The sequence below is a fragment of the Amycolatopsis sp. NPDC004747 genome (assembly GCF_053601335.1).
The window spans coordinates 230,048-253,806 of sequence record NZ_JBSGBQ010000011.1 but is presented as its reverse complement, the minus strand read 5'-3'; the positions used below and the strand labels follow the sequence as shown (position 1 = coordinate 253,806).

The following is a 23,759-nucleotide window of genomic DNA, read 5'->3' as shown; positions in this document are numbered from 1 at the left end:
GGTGCCGGATCTCGCGTGATCGGGGCCGCAACTCGCGAGTTACGGCTTCAATCACGCGAGATCCGGCCTCAATCACGCGGGATCCGGGCCGGATCACGCGGGTTCCGGGTTCAGAGCCGCCGGTTGGCCAGGGCCCCGGTCGCCGCACGGGCCTTGGCCGACACGCCCGGGTCGACGTCGACCAGCAGCGTCTCCGGCGCCGCCGCGGCCTGGGCGGTCACCCGGCCGAAGCCGTCGGCGGCCAGTGAGTACCCGATCCCCGTCGGCGCCTTCGGGTTGACCGTGACGCCCGTCGCCGCGGGGTCGGCCTGGCCGCAGGCCAGCACCCAGCAGCCCGAGTCCAGCGCCCGCGCCCGCACCAGGACCTCCCACTGCTCGCGCTTGCCCTCGCCCGCGCCCCACGACGCCGGCAGCAGCACGACATCGGCGCCGTCGTCGGCCAGCGCGCGGAACAGCTCCGGGAACCGGACGTCGTAGCAGGTCGCGACGCCGTAGACGACGCCGTCCAGCTCGAACGTGGTTGCCGTGGAACCGGGCGCGACCGTGTCGGACTCGGCGAAGCCGAACGCGTCGTAGAGGTGGATCTTGTCGTAGCCGAGGTGGTGCCCGGCGCCGGTGACCAGCAGCGTGTTGTGCACCCGCTCCCCGTCGGCGGGGGTGAACATCCCGGCGACGACGACCACGTCGTGCTCGGCGGCCACCGCGGCCACCGCCGAGGCCCACGGGCCGTCCAGCGGCTCCGCGACCGGTTCGAGCGGCCGCCCGAACCGGGCCATGGTGGCTTCGGGGAACACGACGATCCGCGCGCCGTCCGCCGCCGCGGCCTCCACGCCGGAGCGAACGAGTTTCAGGTTCGCCTCCGGATCGTCACCCGAGTTGACCTGGCACAACGCGATTCGCGCCACCGCTGCCTCCTGCATGCTGGGATCGGCCGTCACCGGGGAGTATCGCTGAAAAGGCGCTGGGCGTGACCTCGTACCCTGGGGGCATGTTGAACCGCACCGACCTGCGCGGGCAGGTCCCGACCGCCGCCGAACTGCGCGCCACGCTCCCACGCGCCGAATACGACGTGGACGCGGCGCTGCATCACGTGCGCCCGGTGGTCGAGGCGGTCCGCGACCGCGGTGTCGAAGCCGTCCTCGAGTACACCGAGAAGTTCGACAAGGTCCGGCCCACGTCCGTGCGGGTGCCGCGGGCGGCGCTGACGCAGGCTCTGGAGCAGCTGGACCCGGCCGTGCGCGCGGCGCTGGAGGAGTCCATCGCCCGGGCCCGGAAGGTGCACGCCGAGCAGCGCCGCACCGACGTCACGACCACCGTCGTCGACGGCGGCACGGTCACCGAGAAGTGGGTGCCGGTCGAGCGCGTCGGGCTGTACGCGCCGGGCGGGCTGGCCGTGTACCCGTCGACCGTGGTGATGAACGTCGTCCCGGCGCAGATCGCCGGCGTCGGCTCGCTGGTCGTCTGCTCGCCGCCGCAGGCGGCGTTCGGCGGCCTGCCGCACCCGACCATCCTCGCCGCGGCCGAGCTCCTCGGCGTCGACGAGGTGTGGGCGGCCGGCGGCGCGCAGGCCGTCGCGCTGCTGGCGTACGGCGGCACGGACACCGACGGCGGCGAGCTGGCCCCGGTCGACATCGTCACCGGCCCCGGCAACATCTACCTCACCGCGGCCAAGCGGCTGCTGCGCGGCCTGATCGGCATCGACTCCGAAGCCGGGCCGACCGAGATCGCCATCCTGGCCGACGAGACGGCGGACCCGGTGCACGTCGCCGCCGACCTGATCAGCCAGGCCGAGCACGACCCGCTGGCCGCGAGCGTGCTGGTCACGACGTCCGTCGAGCTGGCCGACGCCGTCGACAAGGAGCTGGTGAACCGCGTCGCCGCGACCAAGCACACCGAACGCGTTGCGGAAGCGCTGGCGGGCAAGCAGTCCGGCATCATTCTGGTGTCCACTGTGGACGACGGCCTGCGCGTCGTCGACGCCTACGCCGCCGAGCACCTGGAGATCCAGACGGCGGACGCGCGTTCGGTCGCGGCCCGGGTCCGCAACGCGGGCGCGATCTTCGTCGGCGCGTACGCCCCGGTTTCGCTCGGCGACTACTGCGCGGGGTCCAACCACGTGCTGCCCACCGGCGGGTTCGCCCGCCACTCCTCGGGCCTGTCCGTGCAGAGCTTCCTCAAGGGCATCCACGTCGTGGACTACACCGAGGACGCGCTGCGCGAGGTCGCCGGCCGGGTCGTCGCGCTGGCCGACGCCGAGGACCTGCCCGCGCACGGCGAGGCCGTCGCCGCCCGTTTCGGGGGGTCGCTCCGATGACGATCGGCGAAGAGGTCACCCTGGACCAGCTGCCGCTGCGCGAGGACCTGCGCGGCAAGTCGCCCTACGGGGCGCCGCAGCTGGACGTCCCGGTCCGGCTCAACACGAACGAGAACCCGTACCCGCCGCCGCCCGAGCTGGTCGCGGACGTCGCCGAGGCGGTCCGGCTCGAGGCGGCCGAGCTGCACCGCTACCCGGACCGGGACGCGGTGGCGCTGCGGCAGGACCTGGCCGACTACCTGAGCGTGTCGACGCGGGTGGTGCTGTCGGAGGCGAACGTCTGGGCCGCGAACGGGTCCAACGAGGTGCTGCAGCAGATCCTGCAGGCGTTCGGCGGGCCCGGGCGCAGCGCGCTCGGCTTCGAGCCGTCGTACTCGATGCACCCGATCATCGCCTCGGGCACGCGCACCGAGTGGGTGCCGGCGCCGCGCCGGGACGACTTCACGCTCGACACGGCCGCGGCGGCCGCGGTCATCGCGTCCCGGCGGCCGGACATCGTGTTCGTCACGAGCCCCAACAACCCGACCGGCGGGTCGATCCCGCTCGACGAGCTGCGTGCGGTGCTGGACGCGGCCACCGGGATCGTCGTCGTCGACGAGGCGTACGCGGAGTTTTCGTCGCAGCCGAGCGCGGTCTCGCTGCTGGCGGACTACCCGGCTTCGTTGATCGTGTCGCGCACGATGAGCAAGGCGTTCGCCTTCGCGGGCGGGCGGCTCGGCTACCTGGCGGCGGCGCCGGCGGTGGTCGACGCGCTGCAGCTGGTGCGCCTGCCGTACCACCTTTCGCGGCTGACGCAGGCGGCGGCGCGGGCGGCGCTGCGGCACGCGGACGCCACTTTGGCCAGCGTGCACAAGCTGGCGGCGGAGCGCGACCGCGTCGTGGAAGCCCTGGCCGGACTGGGTTACGACCCGGTGCCGAGCGACTCGAACTTCGTCCTCTTCGGACGGTTCAGTGATCCGCACGCGGCCTGGCAGTCCTATCTGGACCGCGGGGTGCTGATCCGCGACCCCGGCATCCCCGGGCACCTGCGCGTGAGCATCGGCACCCCGGAAGAGAACGACGCCTTCCTCGAGGCGAGCAAGGAGGTCTCGCGATGACCCGCATCGGCAAGGTCGAACGGACCACCAAGGAGTCCTCGATCGCCGTCCAGCTGGACCTCGACGGGACGGGCGAGGTCGAGATCTCGACCGGCGTCCCGTTCTACGACCACATGCTGACGGCGTTCGGCGTCCACGGTTCGCTGGACCTCAAGGTCGAGGCCACCGGCGACGTCCACATCGACGCCCACCACACGGTCGAGGACACGGCGATCGTGCTGGGCCAGGCGATCCGCCAGGCCCTGGGCGACAAGAGCGGCATCCGCCGCTTCGGCGACGCCTGGATCCCGATGGACGAAACGCTGGCCCACGCGGCGATCGACGTCTCGGGCCGCCCGTACTGCGTGCACGTGGGCGAGCCGGAGCAGTTCAACACGTTCACGATCGGCGGCAACTACCCGTTCGTGCTGACCCGGCACGTGTTCGACTCGCTGGCGTTCCACGCCCAGATCGCGCTGCACGTCCGGGTGATCCACGGCCGCGACCCGCACCACATCGCGGAGGCGGAGTACAAGGCGGTGGCGCGCGCCCTGCGCGCGGCGACGGAGCCGGACCCGCGCGCGGGCGGCATCCCGTCGACGAAGGGCGTGCTCTGAGCCAAACCACGCGGGCGCGGTGACGTCGATCGGTCCCTCGCGGACCGCGGCCGCCCGCTCGGCCGAGGTGCGCTCCCGCAGCGGCCCTGCCCAGCACGACCGGTTCCAGGGCCGTGTGGCACGCTAACCGGCGTGAACAGTGGTGTGGTCGGCGTGCTCCTGCTCGCCCTCGGCGGTTTCCTGGTGGGCGGGGTCTGGTCGACCTGGAAGACGGCCAAGTTCCTGGCCGTGGTCCTGGGTATCGCGGCCGTCCTGGCCATCGGCGGCGCGATCTTCTGGTTCTCGAGCTAGCCGCTCACTCGTCGGCCAGGCGCTGGATGGTGGCGCCCAGCCACGCCTCGAGTTCCGCGGGATCGCCGAGCTCGGAACGCAGCACCCGGCGGCGCGTCGAGACGCCGAGCACGAAGGCGTCGATCGCGGCGGCCCGCCCGCGGGCGTCCGCGTCGTCGAGGCCGCTGTCGCGCAGGTAGCGGTGTAGCGGTTCCAGCGAGTTCGTGTCGAGGAACGCGGCCAGCGCCTCCGCCGCCTCCGGGCGCTCGCCGGACGCGCGGTGCAGCACCAGCAGCGGGTCCTCCCCCGGGGCACCGAACCAGCGCCGGACGATGTTCGCCGCGAGGCGGGCCCCGAGCGTGGCGCGGTCGCCGTCGAAGGAGTCCGCGACGGGGATCTCCACGCGGGTCGCGGCCAGGAACAGGCCGTCCTTGCCGCCGAAGTACCGCGTGATGAGGTTGGGTGACACGCCCGCGGCGTCGGCCACGCCTTTGACCGTGACCGCCGTGTAGCCGTGCCGGGCGAACTGGCGCCGGGCGTGCTCGAGGATCCGCTGCCGGGTCGCGGCGGCGTCGCGCGAAGTCATGTGTACGAGCATACACATCATGTGTACGCTGATACACATGGACGACGAGACAAGCGACCGGCTCCGGCGGACGCGGCGGGTCACGACCCCGTGGAGCGAAGACCGCACGCGCGGCATCGGCGGCAGCCGTCTCGACGCGCTCCTCGAACGCTGGGCGGACGGATACGACTGGGCCGTGCACGAGCGCCGCATCGCCGCGTTCCCTTGGGTGACGGTGCGGGACCTGCGGGTCATCCACCAGCGGGCCGCGGATCCGGACGCGCCGGTCGTCGTGCTGCTGCACGGCTGGCCGGACTCGGTGCTGCGGTTCGAGCGCGTGCTGCCGCTGCTCGCGGACGTGCATGTGGTGGTGCCCGCGCTGCCGGGCTTCCCGTTCGCGGCTCCGCTCACCACGCCCGGGATGTCGGCCGCCCGCATCGCCGGCGTCGTGGCGGACGCCCTCGCCGAGCTCGGTTACGCCCGGTACACGCTGTCCGGCGGCGATGTCGGCGGCACCGTCGCGGAAATCCTCGCGGCGGAACACCCCGACCGGGTGGCCGCACTGCACCTGACGAACATCGCCCCGCAGCACGCGCTCACGGCGGACCCGGCGAAGCTCGCCCCGGACGCGGCGGCTTACCTCGCCCGGGCGGCGCAGTGGTTCCGGGCGGAGGGCGGGTACATCGCCGAGCAGTCGACGAAGCCGAACACGCTCGCCGTCGCCCTCGGCGACTCACCCGCCGGCCTGGCGGCGTGGATCGCCGAGAAACTCGAGTCCTGGTCCGACGAGGGGGCCTTCACGACTGACGAACTGCTCACCTGGATCACGGCGTACTGGGTCACCGGCGCGATCGGAACGTCGTTCGCCACCTACACCGAGCCGGCGGTCCTCCCTGCGTGGGTGGGCGCGCCGACGGTGCTGTCGGTGTTCCCGCGTGACACCAAACCGGAGCCGCGGAGCTACGCGGAGGCGTTCGTGAACGTGCGTGAGTATGTGGAGCACCCGGCCGGAGGGCACTTCGCGGCTTGGGAACAGCCGGAGGCGTATGCCGGTGACGTACGCCTCGCGATCAAGCTGGGCGGCTGAGCCTGCCCCCACCCTCTCCGGGCAGGGTTCCGGCAAAGTTGTTTGTGCTGGTCATGGGGGTGGTTCCGAGGAGTGTGAGTGGTTGGGTGGGGTTGCGGGCCAGGTGGCGGAGGGCTGTGGCGATGCTGTTGTGGTCTTCTGTGCGGAGGGCGCTGATGGCGAGGTTGCGCAGGGTGGCCATGGCGCGGGGTCCGGTGCGGGTGCGGACGGGGGAGTGGTCTTCGTTGTAGGTGGTGTCGCGGACCCAGTGCAGCCGGTTCTCGATTTCCCGGTGTCGGCGTAGGTGGGTGGCGATGGCGGCTGGGCTGGTGTCTGAGGGCAGGCTGGTGATGCCGTAGCCGGTGTGGGTTTCGCGTCTTCCGGTGGTGCGGTCGGTGCGGTGGCGGGCGGTCTGGAAGACCTGGGTGGTGGCGGGGAAGCCGAGGTCGTCGCCGTCGATGTCATAGAGCACTCGCCGGATGGTGGTCTCGTCCGGGGGAATGTGCCGGTCGCGGCGGGGATCTAATCGGGCGCCGAGGCGGGCCGGCACCTGCTGTGGTGCGTCGGCGGCCCATTCCCCGATCGCGGTGAACGACTGGGCCCCGGCCGCGACCACGGCCGCGGCCTGCGCCAGGACGGATCCCAGCAGATGCCGCACCCCGCGCCGCTTGCGCGGATCAGGCACCAGGGCCAGGTAATCGCGCAGATCAGCTACTTGATCAAGGTCGGCGCTGGCCAGTCGGGGCAACACGGCAGGGACGGGACAAGATGCAACAGCAGGGACGGCTCTCTCACAGATCATGGGCTTCGACAACCACATGATCACCATCGAGAGCTGTGCCTGTCTGCACCAACACGACTTTGCCGGAACCCTGCCCTCCCAAAGGGGGCGTCCCACGTCCAGTCTACCGGTAGGGGCCGACGAAACCCCTGGCCGAAGCCTGGTTGTCCACAACCCCGCAAGGTTGTGGACAACCAGGGTCAGCGGTTCGCGCCGACCAGTTCCCGCTCCTCGGGCTCGTCGAGGTGCTTCGTCAGCTTCTCGCCCTCGACGTCCACGTCCGGCAGGATCCGGTCCAGCCACTTCGGCAGCCACCACGCGCCGCGGCCGAGCAGTGACATTACCGCGGGGACCAGGGTCATGCGGACCACGAACGCGTCCACCAGCACGCCGAACGCCAGCGCGAAGCCGATCGACTGGATCAGCGACGACTCGGCCAGGATGAAGCCGGCGAAGACGCTGATCATGATCAGGGCCGCCGCGACCACCACCCGGGCGCCGTGGCGGAAGCCGGTGACCATCGCTTCCTGCGGCTCCGCGCCGTGGACGTGCTCCTCGCGCATCCGCGTCACCAGGAACACCTGGTAGTCCATCGCCAGCCCGAACAGCACGCCGATCAGCAGGATCGGCAGCATGCTCATGATCGGGCCGGTCGACTCGACGCCCAGCAGGTCCGTGAGCCAGCCCCACTGGAACACCGCGACCACCGCGCCGAACGTCGCCGCGACCGAGCCGAGGAAGCCGATCGTCGCCTTCAGCGGCACCACCACCGAGCGGAACACCAGCATCAGCAGCACGAACGCCAGCCCGACGATCAGCGCCAGGTACGGCAGCATCGCGTCCGACAGCTTCTCGGAGACGTCGATGTTCGCCGCCGTCTGGCCGGTGACCGCCAGCTTCGCGTCCAGCGAGCCGGATTCGGCGCGGATCGCGGCCACCAGGTCCTCGGTCTGCGCGCTGCTCGGGCCGCTCTTCGGGATCACCGTGAGCAACGCCGTGTCACCGGCCTGGTTGAGCCGCGGCGGGGTGACGGCGGCGACGTCCGGGAGCTTCTGGATGTCGGCCGCGGCCTGGCCCAGCGCCGCCTGGCGGTTGGCGCTGGCGGAGACGTCGACAACGACCAGCAGCGGCCCGTTGGAGCCTTCGCCGAAGCTGCGGCTGGCGATCTCGTACGCCTTGCGCTGCGTGGACTCGGGCGCGGCCGTGCTGTCGTTGGGCAGGCCGAGCTGCATGCTCAGCGCCGGCAGCGCGACGACGGCCATCCCGGCCAGCGCGACCAGCAGCACCGGGATCCGGTGGCGGTCGACGAACCGCGCCCAGCGTTCGCCGTGCGTCGTTTCGACCGGCTTGCGACGCAGCCGGATGCGGCCGCCGGCCACCCGGGGGCCGGCGAAGCCGAGGATCGCGGGCAGCAGCGTCAGGGCGATGAGCACGGCGACCGCGACGGTGACGGCGGCGGCGACGCCCATCTGCCCGAGGAACGGGATGCCGATCACGGTGAGGCCGGCCAGCGCGATGATGACGGTGAGCCCGGCGAACACCACGGCCGAGCCGGCGGTGCCCGCGGCGCGTCCGGCGGCTTCTTCGGGGTCGCGACCGATGCCCAGCTCGTGCCGGTAGCGCGACACGATGAACAGCGCGTAGTCGATGCCGACGGCCAGGCCGATCATCAGCGCCAGGACCGGCGTGTTCGAGTTCAGCTCGAGGAACCCGGAGGCGAGGAAGATGCCCGCCATCCCGGTGCCGACGCCGACCAGCGCGGTCAGCAGCGGGATCCCGGCCGCGAGCAGCGAACCGAACGTGATCACCAGCACGACGGCGGCGACCGCGACACCCAGGCCTTCGGTGGCCCCGGTGGCGGGCGTGCCCTGCACGGCGTCGCCGCCGAACTCGACGGTGAACCCGGCCGTGCGGGCGGCGTTCGCGGTGTCCAGCAGCGCCTGGCGGTCTTCGTCGGTCAGTTCGTACGCTTTCGCTCCGTAACTAACCTGGGCGAGGGCGACGTGCTGATCGGGTGAGATGGACCGGGCCTGGAACGGGTCCACCACCGCGGCGACCTTCGGCGCCGTCTTCAGCTGCCCGACGAGTGCTTCGACGGCCGCCTTGCCCTTCGCGTCGGTCACCGTGGTCCCGGCCGGGGCCTCGATGACCACCCGCGCGGTGGCGCCACCGGCGTTGGCCTGCGGAAACTTCTCGGTCAGCTGGTCGACCGCCCGCTGTGACTCGGTGCCGGGGATCGTCACCGAGTTCGACAGCTGGCTCGAGAGCGTCAGCGCGCCCAGGCCCAGCGCCACCAGGACCGCCGCCCAGACGGCCGCGACCAGCGCTCTGCGCCGGAAGGAAAACCGGCCGAGCCGGTACAGGAAGGTCGCCACGAGTCAGCTCCGTTTCGCCCGAACGGGGTTGGTTCACTCCACAGTGTCTCTTCCAAGCTAGCCGATCGGCAAGGAAGACCCCAAGCCGATCGGCAAGTATGTGACTTGTCGAACAGCAAGGGGGTTTCCTAGCCGTTCGGCTAGTAACGCGGTTTGCCGATCGACAGGGCGTGACGTAGGCTCCGACGGCTCGCTGAGGAGGAAGAATGACCGCCGGCCCGGCCGAGGACACCCGGACCCGACTGCTGCAGACCGCGCTGCGCCTGTTCACCGAACACGGGGTCGAGGGCACTTCGCTGCAGATGATCGCCGACGCGCTGGGCATCACCAAGGCGGCTGTGTACTACCACTTCAAGACGAAGGCGGAGATCACCGAGGCGGTCGCCGAGCCGGGCGTCCGCGACCTGGACGAACTGGTCCGCCGCGCGGCGGCGCAGAAGCGCCGGGGCGCGCAGGTGGACCTGCTGCTGGAGGGTTTCGTCGACCTGGTGATCCGCCACCGGGCGCTGGTGGCGCTGTTTTCGAGCGACCCGGGCATCGCCCGCGCGATCGAGAAGTCCGCCCACGGCGGCACGGAGGGGTTCGGCCAGGCACTGCTGGGCATCCTGTCGGGCCCGGACCCGGACACGACGACCCGCGTCAACGCGTTGGTCGCCCTGACGGGCATCGCCATGGCGGGCGGCTCCCCGGACCTGGCCGGGCTCGGTGACGAAGAGCTGCGCGCGGAGCTCCTGGATGTGGGCCGCCGCCTCCTGGGCCGCCCCCGCCGCCGAGCGCTCAGCGCCGTGTCGCCCCTCTGATCACGCGAGATGCCCGCTCAATCACGCGAGTTGCCCGCTCAATCACGCGAGATCCGGCCGCGGTCACGCGAGTTCCGCCTCCGACCGCGCGTGATGTCCGCCCAGTCACGCGAGATGCCCGCCCAGTCACGCGAGATGCCCGGCCCGGCACTTCCGGGCGCAAGTCAGCCGGTCGGTGACAGGTACTCCGGCGGCACCGCCGACGTCAGCCAGACTCCGTTGGCGCTCACCTGGAACGCGTGCCCGGCCGCCGTCATCGCCGCGGCGTCGATCCGGAGGATCAGCGGCTTGCCTCGGCGGGCGCCGACGGCTCTCGCCGTTTCCACCGTTGCCGACAGGTGGACCGCGTGGCGGTTCATCGGGCGCAGGCCTTCGCGGAAGATCGCGTCGAGGTACTTCGCCACCGTGCCGTGGTAGAGCACGTCCGGCGGGGTCGCGTCCGGCAGGCCCAGCTCGACCGCCACGCTGTGGCCCTGGCTCGCCCGGATGCGGGTGCCCGATTCGTCGAAGGCGAAGCGGCGCTTGTTGTTCTTCTCGACCACTTCGTCGAGTTGCGCACGCGAGATCGAGAGCGCGCGCAGCAGGGTTTCGACCGGGGCCCAGCCACCGGGTGCGAGGGTCAGGCCGAGGGCGGCCGGGTCGTGGCGCAGGTGGCGCGACAGCCGCTTCGAGATGCGGATCAGTTCCTTTTCGTTCATTGCCTTTCCAGCATCCTCCCCGCGTGCAAGCGGTTTAGATGCCGCCTTCGACCGCCGGTCGGAGCTTGCTCGCGCCCGGCCCGAAGCGGGACAGCTCGTCGTCGTTGTTGTACAGCGCGCAGCTGCGCAGGGACAGGCAACCGCAGCCGACGCAGCCGGTGAGCCGGTTGCGGAGCCGCTGCAGGGCGTCGATGCGCGCGTCGAGCTCGTGCTGCCAGTCGCGGGAGAGCCGGGCCCAGTCCGCCTTGGTTGGGGCGTGGTCCGCTGGCAGCGTCGCCAGCGCCGCGCTGATGTCCTCCAGCGAAAGCCCGACCCGTTGCGCGGCGCGGATGAACGCGATCCGGCGCAGCACCGAACGCGCGTAGCGGCGCTGGTTGCCCGCCGACCGCTCCGAACTGATCAGCCCCTTCTCCTCGTAGAACCGCAGTGCCGTGTGCGGAACCCCGCTGCGTTCCGCCACTTGTCCGATGCTGAGATGTTCAGCGAGCCTGGTCACCAGGTCAGGCTATCCTTGACTTCGAGTTTAGTCGAGGTTGCATGGTCGGGTCATGACCACTGCGACCGAACCGGGTTACGCCGATCTGCCCCGGCTGATCTCGTTGATGACCGGCGACGAAAAGCACCACGCCGCGGCCGAGTCCACTTTGGACGTCCTGTGGGTGCTCTACGACCGCGTGCTCGACGTCACGCCCGAAAACTTCCGCGAGCCCGGCCGCGACCGGTTCCTGCTGTCCAAGGGGCACGGGCCGATGGCGTACTACGCCGTGCTGGCCGCCAAAGGCTTCATCGCCGAAGCGGAGCTCGAAACGTGGTCCGACGCGGCGTCGCGCCTCGGGCACCACCCCGACCGGCAGCGCGTCCCCGGCGTCGAAATCTCCAGCGGCTCCCTCGGCCACGGCCTGCCGATCGCGTTCGGCACCGCGCTCGGGCTGCGCGCCGGCGGCCTGACGAGCGCGAAGGTCGTGACGCTGGTCGGCGACGCCGAACTGGACGAAGGCTCGAACCACGAGGCGATCGTCGTCGCGGCGCGCGAGCGCCTCGAAAACCTGACCACGGTGGTGGTCGACAACCAGTCGTCGACGCGCGGCTGGCCGGGCGGCATCGCCCGCCGCTTCGCCGTCGAAGGCTGGGAGACGCGCACGGTGTCCGGCCGTGATCACGACGCGCTGTTCGAAGCGTTCACCACCGCCCACCCCGGCCGGCCGCTGGCCGTGGTGGCCGTCGTCGAACCGAAGGGCTGAAGATGCTGTCGATGCGGGAGGAGTTCCTCGCCACCACCGAACGGATCGTCGACGCCGACCCGGACGTCGCGGTCGTGCTGGCCGACATTTCGGCCGCCCAGCTCGCCGACGCCGCGCGGCGGCACCCGAAGCGGGTGATCAACGTCGGGATCCGCGAGCAGCTGCTGGTCAGCACGGGCGCCGGCCTGGCGCTGGCGGGGCTTCGGCCGATCGTGCACACCTTCCCGTCGTTCCTGGTGGAGCGCGCTTTCGAGCAGATCAAGCTGGACTTTTCGCACCAGGAGGCGGGCGGCGTCCTGGTGTCGTGGGGAGCGTCGTACGACATGCCGACGGCGGGACGCACGCACCAGTCCCCGGCCGACGTCGCACTGATCGACTCGCTGCCGGGCTGGACGGTCCACGTGCCGGGCCACCCGGCCGAGGCCAACCGGCTGCTGCTGGAGTCGATCCCCGGGGACGGCCGGGTGTACCTGCGGTTGTCGGCGCAGGAGAACGCTTCGCCGCACCTGGGGGTGGGTTTCACCCGGCTGCGTTCCGGCTCGTCCGGCGTCGTGGTGGCGGTGGGCCCGGTGCTGGACCGCGTCCTGCGCGCGACGGCGGGTCTGGACGTGACGGTGTTGTATGCGTCGACGATCCGGCCGTTCGACGGGGCGGGGTTGCGGTCGGCGGTGCTCGCGTCTTCGGCGTCGGTGGTGCTGGTGGAGCCGTATCTGGCGGGGACGTCGGCGTTCTGGGTGACGGAGGCGCTTTCCGATGTGCCGCACCGGTTGCGGTCTTTGGGCGTGCGGCGGGATGCGGAGGTTCGGATGTACGGGGGGATCGGGGACCACGATCTGGCGCACGGGCTGGATGCCGGGTCTCTTGGGGTGTCGATCAGGGAGTTTTTGGGGGAGTAGGCGGGGTTTCGCCGGTGCTGGGGGTACCGGCGGCGGGGTGCTTGTAGCGGACAACGACTTTACGATCATGCTCTATCAGCTTCATGAGTTTCTCGTTGTTCCGGCGTTCCTCCACGCTGTTGCGCGGTATTTCCGTGTGGAGGCTTTCGTACAGCTTGAACCTATTGAGATCCACGACTGTGGCCATAATGGTCATGTAGTCGGCTGCGGATGCCGCTGTGGCGCGGTAAGCCAGCCAGCTGAGGGCATACGGGACAAGAGCCACGAGCAGCCACAGACCATCAGTCGCGAGGAAGGCGCACGTCATGATGGTGGCAACCATGAAGACCACGCAGAGTCGCACAGTCATGTCGAACTGCTGACGAGCGTCTCGCAAGTGGTCCAGGTGCCGCTGCTCGGCGACGAGGGAGAAGTGCTGAGCGGTGAGGATGACATCGAGCCCGTACTGTTTGCCGACGCGGTCCTCGGCACCACGCAGCACATTGCCCACGCGCGTAGGCATCGTTCTGGTTATGGCCGGATAGGAATGGATGATCCCGAAGAGCGCGTCCTCGGCCGCTCGTAACCCCGCAAAGGTCGCTCCTGCGGCAGAATCGAAGATCTCGTTGCGGCGCGTTTCCCTGGTCCTGGCATCCCAAGTCTGCGGGTCTTCGTCATAGAGGTCTTCCAGGAGCCGGTCGAGTCCGGCGATCCGGCGACGGCGAAGCGCCTTTCGCCGGTCGTCGAGCAGGTCCAACCGGCGGCGATGGCGGCCGATCCGCCAGCGTAGTAACAGCCGAGCAGGCCCCGAGCTCCCCCAGTAACCTTCGAGAAGCCGAGTCATCCCGAACTGCAGCGGATTCAAGATCAGGCCGACTATCAGTGACGCCGGCAAGATCCACAGCAGTGCTCCTGCGTAGCTGCTTGGAGTCCACCCGGACAAGGATTCGTGCAGCCGATGCAAGTCCGGGCGGCCGCGCCAGGAGTTGCTCGTGATCAAAACGGCGCCCCACACCACCAAGAACAGGGACGGGATCATTCCCACGATCCCGAAGTAGCGGCCGATCCGGGTGCCGGCCGACGTGGCGGCATCGGTTAGTGAAGCCCCGGCAGTCATCGAGACTTCGCCGATGGATTGAAGCCGCACTTCGAACAGCTACGGCCTCCGTGGTTGTTCCGTTTGACGCGCCCCTTGCAGCCGGGCCGTGGGCACGGCTCGTCGTCGTCGACGGGTTCGGGGTCGCGTTCACGATCGCCGGGTTGCCGGTAGCTCGGATTTTCGTACCGGGCGAAGGGCGCGGTCCGGGCGGCGCCGAACACCAGCCGCAGCAGGCTCATGGCCCTCACCCCGCCCTCCAGGATCCGACCATGTTAGGCCAGCATTCAGGCCCAGTCGAGGTGTGTGGGACGGGGTGGGGATGGGGTTTTCGCCCTGGGTGGTGCCTCTCGTGGGGATCGTGGTCGTTGCCGTGGCCGGGGTGTTCGGTGGTGGGTGGGCCTGGCTCGCCGCCGGGGTTTTCGGTGTGATCGTGGTGGCCGGTATCGGATGGCTCGTGCTTCGGGAGGCTCGGGTCGATAGCGTGACCGCCATGTCATCGATCCGGCCCATCGCGCTCGCCGTCATCCGGCGGGGGGACTCTCTGCTCGTCTTCGAAGCGCGTGACGACGTCAAAGGTGAGACCTTCCACCGGCCGCTCGGGGGCGGGATCGAGTTCGGCGAGCACAGCAAAGACGCCCTCGTTCGCGAGTTCGGCGAGGAGCTCGGCGCCGAGATCGAGGTCGGGGACCGGCTCGGTGTGCTCGAGAACGTCTTCACCTGGCAAGACCGGCCCGGGCACGAGATCGCCTTCGTCTTCGCCGCCGAGTTCGTCGATGACCGCTTCTACCGGCGTGACGAGATGAAGATCCTCGACGACCCCGGCACCGCGCGCTGGGTCGACCTCGCCGACTTCCGGGACGGCCGCAAGATCCTCTACCCCACCGGGCTCATCGAACTCCTCTCACCGGATCAGTGACCGCGAAGTCGGCACGAGCTCGAACGACGACTCCGATGGCCGCCGGCTGAAGTGCACCGAGAACGGGCCGTCCGTGCGGACCGGCAGCTGCGGGAACGTGTTCTCCGACGGCTCCGTCTCGAACGCCGCGAACGCCGACTCCGGCGGGGGAGCCGGCGCCGACACCGTCACGTGTACGCCCGCGCCCGGTGGTGGTGCGGCCAAGCCTCGCCGGACCGGGCGCAGGAGCAGGACGTTGTCGGAGTCGATCATCGTTGCGTTCGCCGCCGAACGGTGCTCCTGCCACACCGGGCCGAAGTAGAACTGCTCGAGCGCCGCCTTGCGGGACTCCATCGAACGGAAACCGCGCAGCCACACGAACTCGTCCGGGGCCGCCCGGGCGCGGAACAGCCCGAACAAGTGCGCGCCCGCCGCCTCCTGTGGCTCGACGAACTCGCGCTCGAAGAGCTCGATCAGCTCATCGCGCCGGCCGGGGTGCAAGGTGTACCGCCGCAGCTCCACCACGGCTTCGAACTCGGAGAACGTCATGGCCGCAAGCTAGCGGCCACCACCGACAAAAAACGATCAGCGGAACGCCGCCAGCCCCGTGACCGCCTGACCGAGCGACAGCGCGTGCATCTCTTCGGTGCCCTCGTACGTCAGCACCGTCTCGAGGTTCGCCATGTGCCGCATCACCGGGTACTCCAGGGAAATCCCGTTGGCGCCCAGCATCGACCGGGCCGTGCGGGCCACCTCCAGCGCCGAGCGGACGTTCGCCATCTTCCCGAAGCTGACGTGGTTGTGGTGCAGCGCGCCCGCGTCCTTCAGCCGCCCGATCTGCAGCGCCACCAGCCCGGCGCGGTTGACCTCGACGACCAGGTCGGCGAGCTTGCGCTGGGTCAGCTGGAACCCGGCGAGCGGCTTCCCGAACTGCGACCGCGAGAGCGTGTACTCCAACGCGGCTTCGTAGCACGCGCGCGCCGCGCCGACGACGCCGAAGAGGATCCCGTAGCGGGCTTCGTTCAGGCACGACAGCGGCCCGCGCAGCCCGCGGACCTCGGGGAACGCCGCCGACGACGGCAGCCGGACGCCGTCGAGCACCAGTTCCGCCGTCAGCGACGCCCGCAGCGACAGCTTGTGCTTGACCTCGTTCGCGGTGAAGCCCGGCGTCGACGTCGGGACGACGAAGCCGCGGATGCCGTCGTCGGTCTGCGCCCAGACGACCGCGACGTCGGCGACGGTCCCGTTGGTGATCCACATCTTCGTGCCCGAAAGCACCCAGTCGCCGCCGTCGCGCACCGCGCGCGTGCGCATCGAGCCCGGGTCGCTGCCGGCGTCCGGCTCGGTCAGTCCGAAGCAGCCCAGCGCGTCGCCGGTGGCCATCCGCGGCAGCCATTCCCGCCGGTGCTCTTCGCTGCCCCACTTGTGGATCGCGTACATCGCCAGCGACCCCTGCACCGAGACGAAGCTGCGCAGCCCCGAGTCGACGGCCTCGAGCTCACGGCACGCGATGCCGTACGCGACGGCGCTGGTGCCCGCGCAGCCGTAGCCCTCCAGGTGCATGCCGAGCAGGCCGAGGGAGCCGAAGCCCTTCGCCAGCTCCGCGGCGGGCAGCGCGCCCGTTTCGTACCAGTCGGCGACGTGGTCCAGCAGGTGGTCCTTCGCGTACGCGCGGACGGCGTCGCGGATGGCGCGTTCCTCCTCGGCGAGCCCGGCGTCGAGGTCGAGGAAGTCGTGCGGGTCGGGCGTGCGACTCATGGGGGCTCCCGGGGGACGCGTCGATGCGGCCACCGCAGGAAACCACAGCCCCCGCGGGAAAACACCGTCAGGCGTCTGTTCTCCGCGTGGCGTTCGTCACGCGCGCGGCAGACGCGCTCGGCACGCACCGCGGCCGGGTCTGCTGGCGCGGGATCAGCAGCTCGCTGAACTGCGGGAACGGCACGCTTTCGATGTCTTCGCGCCAGGCGTGCAGCATCTCGGACAGCAGATCGTCCTCGGCCATCTTCGCCTCCCTGGCGTCCGGTCGCGGCGGCTGAACGCACACGAACGGGTGAGTGATACCCGGGTGGTGGGACGCTCAAACGGGTCTCTTCAAGATTTTTCCGGCGAACGTGCCCTCTGTGGCAGGATGGCTCCGCCGCCGCCAAGGCCTCAACTCCCGAGGAGCGCACATGCGCGCAAAACGGACGGCAAGCCTGCTCGCTCTCACCGCGGCCACCCTGCTCGCCGCGCCCGGCGTCGCCGCCGCGCACGGAAGCCGCTGGCAGCAGGTCGGCCACACCACCGCCGAGAACCGGATCAGCGGTGAGGGCCTGGCGACCCTCCGGCTGCCCGGCCACGCCCCCGAGATCGTCTACCGCAACGGCGCCACCATCCCGCAGCCGCTCAAGGACGAGGGCTGGGGCCACGTCGGCGACCCGGACTCGCTGCGCGGCTACGTCTTCGACGTCTACCAGGACACCCGCACGCCGGCGCCCGCCACGAAGATGTACCTGGTCACCAAGCCGGACGGGACGACCACGGAGTTCGTCCACCCGCTGCAGCCGGACGAGCCGGCCGCCAACGCGAACGCCCAGGTCGCGGCCACCCCCGACGGGCAGTGGCTCGTCTCCGGCCCGCTCGGCGAGATCGACCGCCTCTTCGTCTCGCCGACGCCCTTCCTCAACCCCCGCGGCCCGAAAGCGGCCGGCGACCTGCCGGTCGTCGCCCGCATCCACCTCGACCACCCCATCCGCAGCGCCCAGGGCTGCGACTTCGTCTCGGCGACGCGCCTGGTCTGCGCGACCAGCGATCCGTACAACGACCTCTACCCGACCACCCTGCAGCTCCTGCAGGTCGACCTCGCCCGGCCGCTGAACGGCCGCGACGTCACCGCGCGCGTGCACGAAATCCGCCAGGTCCCGCTGGTCAGCACCTGCACGGGGACGTTCACCCCGGAAGGCGTCGACTACGACGACGGGGTGCTGCGGGTCGAGGTCGTGCCGCCGTCGCCCTGCAACACCGTGACCGACGTCTATTCCTTCGAGCGCCGCTGAGCACGACGGCTACGCTGGGTGGCGTGTCTCGTGTGGTGATCCTCGACTACGGTTCCGGCAACCTCCGCTCCGCCGAACGCGCTGTGGCGCGCGCCGGGGCCGATGTCGAGGTCACCGCCGACCCGCATGCCGCCGTCGAAGCCGATGGCCTGGTCGTTCCCGGTGTCGGTGCGTACTCCGCCTGCATGGCCGGGCTGCTGGAGGTGCAGGGACACCGGATCATCGGCAAGCGGCTCGCCGGCGGGCGCCCGGTGCTCGGCATCTGCGTCGGCATGCAGATCCTCTTCTCCCGCGGCGTCGAGCACGGCGAGGAGACCGAGGGCACCGGCGAGTGGCCCGGCGTCGTCGACCGGCTGCACGCCGACGTCCTGCCGCACATGGGGTGGAACACCGTGCGCGCGCCCGCGGACTCGCGGCTGTTCGCCGGGCTCGACCTGGAGGAGCGGTTCTACTTCGTGCACTCCTACGCCGCGCGCAAGTGGGAGCTCGACGGCCTGCCCGGGCAGGAACCCAAGGTCACCTGGGCCCACCACGGCGAGGACTTCGTCGCCGCGGTCGAGAACGGGCCGCTGTGGGCCACCCAGTTCCACCCGGAAAAGTCCGGGGACGCCGGCGCGCAGCTGCTGCGCAACTGGCTGGCGACCCTCTGACCGGGTGATCCGGGTCGCCGCCCTAGAGTTACCCGCGTGACTTTCACGCTCCTTCCCGCCGTTGATGTGGCCGATGGCCAGGCCGTGCGACTCGTCCAGGGCGAGGCCGGCACCGAGACCTCCTATGGCAGCCCCCTGGAGGCCGCACTGGCCTGGCAGCGCGACGGCGCCGAGTGGATCCACCTGGTCGACCTCGACGCCGCCTTCGGCAAGGGCAGCAACCGGGAACTGCTCGCCGAGGTCGTCGGGCGGCTCGACGTGCAGGTCGAGCTCTCCGGCGGCATCCGCGACGACGCGTCGCTGAAGGCCGCCCTGGCCACCGGCGCGCGGCGGGTCAACCTCGGCACCGCCGCGCTCGAGGACCCGGAGTGGACGGCCCGGGTCATCGGCGAGTACGGCGACCGCGTCGCGATCGGCCTCGACGTGCGGATCACCGAGGCCGGCCACCGGCTTTCGGCCCGCGGCTGGACCTCCGACGGCGGCGACCTCTGGGACGTCCTGGAGCGCCTCGACCGCGACGGCGCGTCCCGCTACGTCGTCACCGACGTCAGCAAGGACGGCACGCTGCGCGGCCCGAACCTGGAGCTGCTGAGCGACGTCGTCGCCCGCACCGACGCACCGGTGATCGCGTCCGGCGGCGTGTCGAGCGTGGCCGACCTCGTCGCGCTGGCGGGCCTGGCGTCCGACGGCGTCGAGGGTTCCATCGTCGGCAAGGCGCTCTACGCCGGTGCGTTCACGCTGCCCGAGGCCCTCGCCGCGGTCGCGAAGGTCTAGCCGAGCAGGGCTCCGCGGTCCTCGAGGTGACGCGGGAGCGTCGGCCGAAGCAAAATCACTCCGGTTGTAGTACTTTGCTTGAAGTCCTACTCCGGGAGCTCACGTCATGGTGCGACGCAACCCCGAGCGGCGCGCGGCCCTGCTCGACGCCGCGATCGAAGTCCTGGCCGGCGAGGGGGCCCGCGGGCTGACCTTCCGCGCCGTCGACCAGCAGGCCGGCGTGCCGGTCGGCACGGCCTCCAACTACTTCTCCAGCCGCGACGAAATCCTCACGCACGCGGGAGAGCGGGTCTACGAACGGCTGGTGGACGAGGAGGTCATCGCCGGCGGTCTGGACGGGCCGCGCGACCGGGCCCGCGTCACCGCGCTGATGCACGAACTCGTCGACCGCGTCGCCGCGTTCCCGACCGGGTTCCTCGCCATGCTGGAACTGCGGCTGGAAGCCACCCGCCGTCCGGAGCTGCGGGACGTGCTGACCCGCCGGATCCGCGCGGACGTCGACTTCAACGTCGGGTACCACGAGAAGTCCGGCCTGCCCGGCGACGGCACGATGGTCGTCCTGCTCTGGCTCGCGCTGAACTGGCTGATCATGGAACGGCTGACGCTGCCGGACCTGTTCACCGACGAGCAGCGCCACGACCTCGTCACGGCGCTGGTCGAGCGGCTGCTGGCCGGGCAGCCGGCGTAATCGAGCGCCCTCCTGCGGGTCGCCGCTTGACCCCGAAAAGCGGCTGACAGCGGTCCCCCGGAGTCGTAGGTTGCCGCGGGTGGAGGAGATCGTCACCGAGCTGGAAATGACCGCCGCCGGGCAGCTGAATCCTGCGCCGCTCGTCGAGGGGGTTGCGCTCCGGACCGTCGCGGCGGGGCCGCTGATCCGGGAGCTGCACGTCCGGATCGGGACGCCGTACCGCTGGCCGAGCGCCGGTCGCGGGGACGCCGAATGGGACAGCTGGCTCGCCGCGCCGCACCGCGAATACCGGCTCATCGAGTACCGCGGGGAAATCGCCGGCGCGGCGGATTTCGAGCCGCAGCCCGGGAACGACGTCGAGATCACCACGTTCGGCCTGGTGCCGGAGTTCGTCGGGAAAGGACTCGGCGGGTTCGCGCTGACCCTCGTCGTCGCCGACGCGTGGGCGCTGCCCGGGACGCGGCGCGTCTGGCTGCACACCTCGACCCTCGATCACCCGAACGCCCTGCCGAACTACCTCCGGCGCGGGTTCCGCAGCTTCAGCCGTCCACTTTGACCGCGATGCCGACCGTCCGGTCGGCCGGGCCGCGCAGCTTCGAGAAGAACATCGTGACGCGCCCGACGACGCCGTACTTGCGGGCGATCGCCCGGCGGACCTGTTCGGTCTCGGCGGCGTCCAGCAGCCGGGCCCGACCGGAGACCTTCGCGCCGTGCGTCTTCCGCCCGCGCACGTCGCAGGCCTGGACCTCGACCCGGCCGTCGTTGCGGATGCGCTTGACCTTGCCGGTGTCCCGCACCGACCACAGCACGAGCTCGCCGTCGCGGCCGGCCACCCAGATCGGGGTCGGCACGGCCCGCCCGTCGCGCCGGAACGTGGTCAGGACGACGTAGCGCTCGGCGGCGAGGCGGTCGGTCTCGGTGGTCATGGGCCCACCGTAGTCCGTGACCAGCGGGAAAAATGCCTAGGCCTTTCGGTGTCAAAAACCCACACGCTCGGCCGAAGCGTTTCAACGTGTCCGGCTGCAACGCTTCGAAGTGCTGGATTCCCCGCACACTGGAGGGCATCGATGGCGGTCAAGCAGCAAGTTCCGGTTCACCCGCAAGCAGGCTTCTTCGGCGCCGGGCCCTATCCGGCACGCCGGGCCGCGATCGCGGTGGCCGCGATCGTGGCCGGGTTCGTGCTGACCGCCATCTGGTCGGCGCCCTTCGTCGACTCCGTGATCGGCGACAACGTCGCGAACGGCCTGCTCGGCCACGACGCCAAGGCCACCCCGATCAGCGGCGTCCTGGCCGGGACGCTCTTCGCGTTCGTCTCCGGCCTCGCGGGCTCCTTCACCGCCTGCAACATCGCCGCGTTCGGGGCCGTCGCCCCGCTGGTGGGCGACCAGACCGGCACGAAGCGGAACGCGCTCAAGCCGCTCGGCTGGATCGCCGCCGGCATGCTCACCGTGTCGGTCGGCTACGGCGTGATCGTCGCGCTCGTCGGCACCCGCATGCCGCAGTTCGACACCGCCAAGACCACCGGGCTCTCCCCGCGCAGCATCCAGTCCATGGTCGCCTTCGGCGTCGTCGGCCTGGTCTTCCTGCTGATGGGCCTGATCGCCCTCGGCATCCTCCGCAACCCCTTCGAGGGCTTCACCCGCCGCCACCCCGCCGCGCCGCTGGTCCTGATGGGCGCGCTCATCGGCGGGTTCCTCATCGGACGGCCGTACCCGCTGTTCCGGATCATGTTCCGCAGCGCCGCCGAGCAGCACAACGTCCTCTACGGCGCCGCCGCGTTCGCGCTGCAGTCGCTCGGCAACATCGTCGTCATGGCCGTGCTGTTCCTGATCCTGACCTACGCCACGGGCGGGCGCGTGCAGCGCTGGCTGGCCGCGAAGCCGGCGCGGATCGCGACCGTGACCGGCGCGGCGCTGCTCGTCGGCGGCACGTTCACGCTGCTCTACTGGGACGTCCGCGTGCTGGGCAGGCTCGGGATCATCTGGTTCCCGATGGTCAACTGGTAGGCCGCCCCAGCCAGCGGTAGTCGGGCGCCGGGTCGAGCTGGACGCCGTTCGCGATGGCGATCAGCTCGGCTTCGGGCCGGGCGCCCGACACCCGCAGCCAGCGTCCCGACGGCAGCCGGACCGCGACCAGCGCGTCCCGCCCGTCGTGCGCCGCGACGAAGAAGCCTTCGCCGCCGCGGACGGTCACCGGCGTGGCGCCGGACAGGCCGGGGGCGCCCGGGTCGGCGGTCGCGTACACGAGGGGGATCAACGGCCGGGCCGGGTCGACCGCGGTCAGCTCGGTGGTCGCGTCGGCGGGGCCGGTGCCCCGCACCGCGGTGGACCCTTCGGCCAGCCCCGGCGGCAGCGGGCCGAACCGCAGCTCGCCGCGGACGCCGACCGGCTCGACGGTGACCGAGTCGGCGATCCGCTGGGCGACCGCACGCGCGTCCGGGATCCCGGTGACCGCCGCGCAGAGCACGTGCGAGTCGTCGGCCAGCCAGGTGAGCTCCGCGGTGCTGCCGGAGCCGCGGACCATGGCCACCCGGCCGTGCACCAGGACCTGGTCCTTGATCGACGCGATCTTCAGCGGGGCCTGCGCCCACTCGGGGTCGGCGGTCGAGTACGCCAGCAGCGTCACCGCGGCCTGGCCCGCCATCCACCGCCGGACCTGCGGCGTGATCCCGGGACCGCCGCCGCGGTGCTGTTCGGTGAGGCCGGAGGGCAGCCAGCCCGGCTCGTAGGTGAGCACCGGGCGGTTCGCCGCGGGCGTCAGGTCCGGCCGGGTCAGCAGCTGGATGCCGGAGAAGGCGCCGACGACCACCACGACCACCGCGGCGGCGACCAGGGCCAGCCGGGTCGCCGGCCGTCGCTTCCGCCCGGCGCGGGCGAGCGCGTCGCGCACCGCGTGACCGTCCGGGGCGCGGGCGGCGAGGCGGTCCAGGCTGTCCCGGATGAGCGTCTCGGTCTCGTGCTCGCTGCGGGTCATTCGGGGGCTCCGGTGGTGACGGTGGTGTGCGGCAACCCGGCCTGGCGCAGGACGGCCAGCGCCCGCGAGATCTGGCTGCGGACGGTGGTGACGCCGCACCGCAGGACCGCGGCGATCTCGGCGTCGGTGTAGTTCTCGTAGTACCGCAGCACGACGGCCGCGCGCTGCTTGCGCGGCAGCGTGGCGAGCAGGCCGAGCATGGCGTCCCGCTCGTCGTAGGCGGCCGACGGGTCGGGTTCGGGTGGGCTGAGCGCGTCGAGGACGTCGTGGCTGCTGGACACCATCCGCCGCACCGCCCGCCGCCGCCACGAGAGGTACTCGTTGGTGATCATCCGCCGCACGTAGGTCGGCGGCGCGGCGATGCCGTCCCACCGCTGCTGGGCGCGCAGGAGCACGTCCTGGACGACGTCCTGCGCCAGGTGCGGGTCGTTCGTCAGGACGGTGGCGTAGCGGAGCAGCCCGTCCAGCCGCTCCGCCACGAAGTCTTCGAAGGTCACACGCGTCCTCTCGTCACCCCTGTGGACGCGCGAGGGGGCCGTGCCGCTGCACGGCGGGTGGAAGTTTTTGTCGGGTGCTGAGGTCATCGAGCCGACGCGCCGATCGCCCCCGCGGCGGGACGTCACTGAAGGTCATTGGCCTGCATCTGATCGTGGCCGCCGGCCGGGGGACTATGCTGAAGTGCGCTACGCGAAGCTGCTTGCCCGAGGTCCCCGCAGTCCCGTCATAAGCGGCGTGCGCGCGATAGCAGCGCCTCTACACGGCTACGGGCTGGATGGCTACGGTGTGCCTCCAGCCACCGGGCGGCCAACTCGTGTACCGCTTTGTCCCGTGGCGTCGCGCGGAGAAGCGCCTGCAGGACGCGGTTCCATGCCGGGTGGTTGAGGTTAGTCTCGAGGAGCCAATCGTAGGCAAGAACCCCGGCCCACTCGGTCCTGTGGTCGGCTTGTAAGACGGCTTGGAGTACGTA

General features: G+C 71.1%; 29 protein-coding genes. 15 read left to right on the top strand and 14 right to left on the bottom strand.

Translation table 11 applies throughout. The features are described from left to right. Positions 1 to 110 precede the first annotated feature (110 nt). The gene (locus tag ACWEGE_RS20225; protein WP_449661977.1) at positions 111 to 905 is read right to left on the bottom strand and encodes a carbon-nitrogen hydrolase family protein; all 795 of its coding nucleotides are present in this window, start codon (positions 903 to 905) and stop codon (positions 111 to 113) included. A gap of 83 nt (positions 906 to 988) precedes the next feature. Here ACWEGE_RS20225 and hisD point away from each other — a divergent pair, with 83 nt between their 5' ends. The 4 genes from hisD to ACWEGE_RS20205 all read left to right on the top strand — a co-directional run bounded on the left by hisD (position 989) and on the right by ACWEGE_RS20205 (position 4,298). Then, a complete protein-coding gene (hisD, locus tag ACWEGE_RS20220; protein WP_449661976.1) occupies positions 989 to 2,314 on the top strand; it encodes a histidinol dehydrogenase in 1,326 nt (441 codons plus the stop codon). Continuing rightward, positions 2,311 to 3,411, top strand: coding sequence for a histidinol-phosphate transaminase (locus tag ACWEGE_RS20215; protein WP_449661975.1), 1,101 nt, complete (start codon positions 2,311 to 2,313; stop codon positions 3,409 to 3,411). The genes hisD and ACWEGE_RS20215 overlap by 4 nt, the downstream gene beginning before the upstream one ends. Beyond that, entirely contained in the window at positions 3,408 to 4,007 is a 600-nt protein-coding gene (gene hisB / locus ACWEGE_RS20210) for an imidazoleglycerol-phosphate dehydratase HisB (protein ID WP_325152295.1), read from the top strand. The genes ACWEGE_RS20215 and hisB overlap by 4 nt, the downstream gene beginning before the upstream one ends. Before the next feature lie 132 nt (positions 4,008 to 4,139). Beyond that, entirely contained in the window at positions 4,140 to 4,298 is a 159-nt protein-coding gene (locus ACWEGE_RS20205) for a hypothetical protein (protein WP_449661974.1), read from the top strand. Positions 4,299 to 4,302: 4 nt separating this feature from the next. Here the strand turns inward: ACWEGE_RS20205 and ACWEGE_RS20200 are convergent, their stop codons facing one another. Beyond that, positions 4,303 to 4,863: a helix-turn-helix domain-containing protein gene (locus tag ACWEGE_RS20200; protein WP_449661973.1), complete on the bottom strand. Its 561-nt coding sequence runs from the start codon at positions 4,861 to 4,863 to the stop codon at positions 4,303 to 4,305. Between the two features lie 37 nt (positions 4,864 to 4,900). Here ACWEGE_RS20200 and ACWEGE_RS20195 point away from each other — a divergent pair, with 37 nt between their 5' ends. Continuing rightward, the gene (locus ACWEGE_RS20195; protein ID WP_449661972.1) at positions 4,901 to 5,929 is read left to right on the top strand and encodes an epoxide hydrolase family protein; all 1,029 of its coding nucleotides are present in this window, start codon (positions 4,901 to 4,903) and stop codon (positions 5,927 to 5,929) included. Here the strand turns inward: ACWEGE_RS20195 and ACWEGE_RS20190 are convergent. Together ACWEGE_RS20190 and ACWEGE_RS20185 are read right to left on the bottom strand one after the other, a co-directional pair. Further along, positions 5,913 to 6,659, bottom strand: coding sequence for a transposase (locus ACWEGE_RS20190; protein ID WP_449661971.1), 747 nt, complete (start codon positions 6,657 to 6,659; stop codon positions 5,913 to 5,915). The two genes, ACWEGE_RS20195 and ACWEGE_RS20190, sit on opposite strands and share 17 nt — an antisense overlap. 230 nt (positions 6,660 to 6,889) lie before the next feature. Beyond that, the gene (locus tag ACWEGE_RS20185; RefSeq protein ID WP_449661970.1) at positions 6,890 to 9,064 is read right to left on the bottom strand and encodes an MMPL family transporter; all 2,175 of its coding nucleotides are present in this window, start codon (positions 9,062 to 9,064) and stop codon (positions 6,890 to 6,892) included. A 206-nt stretch (positions 9,065 to 9,270) separates the two neighbouring features. Here ACWEGE_RS20185 and ACWEGE_RS20180 point away from each other — a divergent pair, with 206 nt between their 5' ends. Further along, positions 9,271 to 9,864: a TetR/AcrR family transcriptional regulator gene (locus ACWEGE_RS20180; RefSeq protein ID WP_449661969.1), complete on the top strand. Its 594-nt coding sequence runs from the start codon at positions 9,271 to 9,273 to the stop codon at positions 9,862 to 9,864. A gap of 164 nt (positions 9,865 to 10,028) precedes the next feature. Here ACWEGE_RS20180 and ACWEGE_RS20175 read toward each other — a convergent pair whose 3' ends face one another. Next, on the bottom strand, positions 10,029 to 10,562 hold the full coding sequence (locus ACWEGE_RS20175) for an RNA 2'-phosphotransferase (RefSeq protein ID WP_449661968.1): 534 nt from the start codon (positions 10,560 to 10,562) through the stop codon (positions 10,029 to 10,031). A 34-nt stretch (positions 10,563 to 10,596) separates the two neighbouring features. Beyond that, entirely contained in the window at positions 10,597 to 11,058 is a 462-nt protein-coding gene (gene soxR / locus ACWEGE_RS20170) for a redox-sensitive transcriptional activator SoxR (protein WP_449661967.1), read from the bottom strand. Between the two features lie 52 nt (positions 11,059 to 11,110). Between soxR and ACWEGE_RS20165 the strand changes: the two genes are divergently transcribed. Both ACWEGE_RS20165 and ACWEGE_RS20160 read left to right on the top strand, forming a co-directional pair. Next, on the top strand, positions 11,111 to 11,803 hold the full coding sequence (locus ACWEGE_RS20165) for a thiamine pyrophosphate-dependent enzyme (RefSeq protein WP_449661966.1): 693 nt from the start codon (positions 11,111 to 11,113) through the stop codon (positions 11,801 to 11,803). A 2-nt stretch (positions 11,804 to 11,805) separates the two neighbouring features. Further along, positions 11,806 to 12,699: a transketolase family protein gene (locus tag ACWEGE_RS20160; RefSeq protein WP_449661965.1), complete on the top strand. Its 894-nt coding sequence runs from the start codon at positions 11,806 to 11,808 to the stop codon at positions 12,697 to 12,699. On the opposite strand, the gene ACWEGE_RS20155 is transcribed toward ACWEGE_RS20160, so the two are convergent. Together ACWEGE_RS20155 and ACWEGE_RS20150 are read right to left on the bottom strand one after the other, a co-directional pair. After that, on the bottom strand, positions 12,677 to 13,795 hold the full coding sequence (locus ACWEGE_RS20155; RefSeq protein WP_449661964.1) for a hypothetical protein: 1,119 nt from the start codon (positions 13,793 to 13,795) through the stop codon (positions 12,677 to 12,679). The two genes, ACWEGE_RS20160 and ACWEGE_RS20155, sit on opposite strands and share 23 nt — an antisense overlap. Next, positions 13,792 to 14,016, bottom strand: a complete 225-nt coding sequence (locus ACWEGE_RS20150; protein WP_449661963.1) for a hypothetical protein — start codon at positions 14,014 to 14,016, stop codon at positions 13,792 to 13,794. The genes ACWEGE_RS20155 and ACWEGE_RS20150 overlap by 4 nt, the downstream gene beginning before the upstream one ends. A gap of 110 nt (positions 14,017 to 14,126) precedes the next feature. Here ACWEGE_RS20150 and ACWEGE_RS20145 point away from each other — a divergent pair, with 110 nt between their 5' ends. Further along, the gene (locus ACWEGE_RS20145; protein WP_449661962.1) at positions 14,127 to 14,693 is read left to right on the top strand and encodes an NUDIX hydrolase; all 567 of its coding nucleotides are present in this window, start codon (positions 14,127 to 14,129) and stop codon (positions 14,691 to 14,693) included. Here the strand turns inward: ACWEGE_RS20145 and ACWEGE_RS20140 are convergent. From ACWEGE_RS20140 to ACWEGE_RS20130, 3 genes are all read right to left on the bottom strand, one after another. Next, positions 14,679 to 15,221, bottom strand: coding sequence for an NIPSNAP family protein (locus ACWEGE_RS20140; protein WP_449661961.1), 543 nt, complete (start codon positions 15,219 to 15,221; stop codon positions 14,679 to 14,681). The two genes, ACWEGE_RS20145 and ACWEGE_RS20140, sit on opposite strands and share 15 nt — an antisense overlap. Before the next feature lie 36 nt (positions 15,222 to 15,257). Then, positions 15,258 to 16,430: an acyl-CoA dehydrogenase family protein gene (locus ACWEGE_RS20135; protein WP_449661960.1), complete on the bottom strand. Its 1,173-nt coding sequence runs from the start codon at positions 16,428 to 16,430 to the stop codon at positions 15,258 to 15,260. A gap of 67 nt (positions 16,431 to 16,497) precedes the next feature. After that, complete coding sequence (locus tag ACWEGE_RS20130) at positions 16,498 to 16,674, bottom strand: hypothetical protein (protein ID WP_449661959.1); 177 nt, start codon at positions 16,672 to 16,674, stop codon at positions 16,498 to 16,500. A gap of 169 nt (positions 16,675 to 16,843) precedes the next feature. Here ACWEGE_RS20130 and ACWEGE_RS20125 point away from each other — a divergent pair, with 169 nt between their 5' ends. The 5 genes from ACWEGE_RS20125 to ACWEGE_RS20105 all read left to right on the top strand — a co-directional run bounded on the left by ACWEGE_RS20125 (position 16,844) and on the right by ACWEGE_RS20105 (position 20,375). Then, positions 16,844 to 17,707 carry a hypothetical protein gene (locus tag ACWEGE_RS20125; protein ID WP_449661958.1) on the top strand — a complete coding sequence of 288 codons (864 nt, stop codon included), beginning with the start codon at positions 16,844 to 16,846 and terminating at the stop codon, positions 17,705 to 17,707. 32 nt (positions 17,708 to 17,739) lie between these two features. Then, positions 17,740 to 18,357: an imidazole glycerol phosphate synthase subunit HisH gene (hisH, locus tag ACWEGE_RS20120; protein WP_449662028.1), complete on the top strand. Its 618-nt coding sequence runs from the start codon at positions 17,740 to 17,742 to the stop codon at positions 18,355 to 18,357. Between the two features lie 36 nt (positions 18,358 to 18,393). Further along, positions 18,394 to 19,131 carry a bifunctional 1-(5-phosphoribosyl)-5-((5-phosphoribosylamino)methylideneamino)imidazole-4-carboxamide isomerase/phosphoribosylanthranilate isomerase PriA gene (priA, locus tag ACWEGE_RS20115; protein ID WP_449661957.1) on the top strand — a complete coding sequence of 246 codons (738 nt, stop codon included), beginning with the start codon at positions 18,394 to 18,396 and terminating at the stop codon, positions 19,129 to 19,131. Between the two features lie 106 nt (positions 19,132 to 19,237). Further along, complete coding sequence (locus ACWEGE_RS20110) at positions 19,238 to 19,819, top strand: TetR/AcrR family transcriptional regulator (RefSeq protein WP_449661956.1); 582 nt, start codon at positions 19,238 to 19,240, stop codon at positions 19,817 to 19,819. 79 nt (positions 19,820 to 19,898) lie between these two features. Continuing rightward, a complete protein-coding gene (locus ACWEGE_RS20105; RefSeq protein ID WP_449661955.1) occupies positions 19,899 to 20,375 on the top strand; it encodes a GNAT family N-acetyltransferase in 477 nt (158 codons plus the stop codon). On the opposite strand, the gene ACWEGE_RS20100 is transcribed toward ACWEGE_RS20105, so the two are convergent. Next, a complete protein-coding gene (locus tag ACWEGE_RS20100) occupies positions 20,359 to 20,745 on the bottom strand; it encodes a PPOX class F420-dependent oxidoreductase (protein WP_449661954.1) in 387 nt (128 codons plus the stop codon). The genes ACWEGE_RS20105 and ACWEGE_RS20100 overlap by 17 nt on opposite strands. Before the next feature lie 141 nt (positions 20,746 to 20,886). On the opposite strand from ACWEGE_RS20100, the gene ACWEGE_RS20095 reads away from it, so the two are divergent. Next, positions 20,887 to 21,825: a hypothetical protein gene (locus tag ACWEGE_RS20095; RefSeq protein ID WP_449661953.1), complete on the top strand. Its 939-nt coding sequence runs from the start codon at positions 20,887 to 20,889 to the stop codon at positions 21,823 to 21,825. Here the strand turns inward: ACWEGE_RS20095 and ACWEGE_RS20090 are convergent. Beyond that, on the bottom strand, positions 21,815 to 22,792 hold the full coding sequence (locus tag ACWEGE_RS20090; protein ID WP_449661952.1) for a hypothetical protein: 978 nt from the start codon (positions 22,790 to 22,792) through the stop codon (positions 21,815 to 21,817). The two genes, ACWEGE_RS20095 and ACWEGE_RS20090, sit on opposite strands and share 11 nt — an antisense overlap. Beyond that, the gene (locus tag ACWEGE_RS20085; RefSeq protein WP_449661951.1) at positions 22,789 to 23,289 is read right to left on the bottom strand and encodes an RNA polymerase sigma factor; all 501 of its coding nucleotides are present in this window, start codon (positions 23,287 to 23,289) and stop codon (positions 22,789 to 22,791) included. The genes ACWEGE_RS20090 and ACWEGE_RS20085 overlap by 4 nt, the downstream gene beginning before the upstream one ends. Positions 23,290 to 23,759 lie beyond the last annotated feature (470 nt).

Excerpts from the sequence above, each read along its gene's own strand:
- ACWEGE_RS20215 (WP_449661975.1), top strand. The coding sequence starts at position 2,311 with ATGACGATCGGCGAAGAGGTCACCCTGGACCAGCTGCCGCTGCGCGAG.
- ACWEGE_RS20140 (WP_449661961.1), bottom strand. The coding sequence starts at position 15,221 with ATGACGTTCTCCGAGTTCGAAGCCGTGGTGGAGCTGCGGCGGTACACC.
- hisD (WP_449661976.1), top strand. The coding sequence starts at position 989 with ATGTTGAACCGCACCGACCTGCGCGGGCAGGTCCCGACCGCCGCCGAA.
- ACWEGE_RS20130 (WP_449661959.1), bottom strand. The coding sequence starts at position 16,674 with ATGGCCGAGGACGATCTGCTGTCCGAGATGCTGCACGCCTGGCGCGAA.
- ACWEGE_RS20100 (WP_449661954.1), bottom strand. The coding sequence starts at position 20,745 with ATGACCACCGAGACCGACCGCCTCGCCGCCGAGCGCTACGTCGTCCTG.
- ACWEGE_RS20200 (WP_449661973.1), bottom strand. The coding sequence starts at position 4,863 with ATGACTTCGCGCGACGCCGCCGCGACCCGGCAGCGGATCCTCGAGCAC.
- ACWEGE_RS20195 (WP_449661972.1), top strand. The coding sequence starts at position 4,901 with ATGGACGACGAGACAAGCGACCGGCTCCGGCGGACGCGGCGGGTCACG.
- ACWEGE_RS20110 (WP_449661956.1), top strand. The coding sequence starts at position 19,238 with ATGGTGCGACGCAACCCCGAGCGGCGCGCGGCCCTGCTCGACGCCGCG.
- ACWEGE_RS20135 (WP_449661960.1), bottom strand. The coding sequence starts at position 16,430 with ATGAGTCGCACGCCCGACCCGCACGACTTCCTCGACCTCGACGCCGGG.
- ACWEGE_RS20095 (WP_449661953.1), top strand. The coding sequence starts at position 20,887 with ATGGCGGTCAAGCAGCAAGTTCCGGTTCACCCGCAAGCAGGCTTCTTC.
- ACWEGE_RS20175 (WP_449661968.1), bottom strand. The coding sequence starts at position 10,562 with ATGAACGAAAAGGAACTGATCCGCATCTCGAAGCGGCTGTCGCGCCAC.
- ACWEGE_RS20180 (WP_449661969.1), top strand. The coding sequence starts at position 9,271 with ATGACCGCCGGCCCGGCCGAGGACACCCGGACCCGACTGCTGCAGACC.
- ACWEGE_RS20125 (WP_449661958.1), top strand. The coding sequence starts at position 16,844 with ATGCGCGCAAAACGGACGGCAAGCCTGCTCGCTCTCACCGCGGCCACC.
- hisB (WP_325152295.1), top strand. The coding sequence starts at position 3,408 with ATGACCCGCATCGGCAAGGTCGAACGGACCACCAAGGAGTCCTCGATC.
- ACWEGE_RS20090 (WP_449661952.1), bottom strand. The coding sequence starts at position 22,792 with ATGACCCGCAGCGAGCACGAGACCGAGACGCTCATCCGGGACAGCCTG.
- ACWEGE_RS20155 (WP_449661964.1), bottom strand. The coding sequence starts at position 13,795 with ATGACTGCCGGGGCTTCACTAACCGATGCCGCCACGTCGGCCGGCACC.
- ACWEGE_RS20150 (WP_449661963.1), bottom strand. The coding sequence starts at position 14,016 with ATGAGCCTGCTGCGGCTGGTGTTCGGCGCCGCCCGGACCGCGCCCTTC.
- ACWEGE_RS20165 (WP_449661966.1), top strand. The coding sequence starts at position 11,111 with ATGACCACTGCGACCGAACCGGGTTACGCCGATCTGCCCCGGCTGATC.
- ACWEGE_RS20160 (WP_449661965.1), top strand. The coding sequence starts at position 11,806 with ATGCTGTCGATGCGGGAGGAGTTCCTCGCCACCACCGAACGGATCGTC.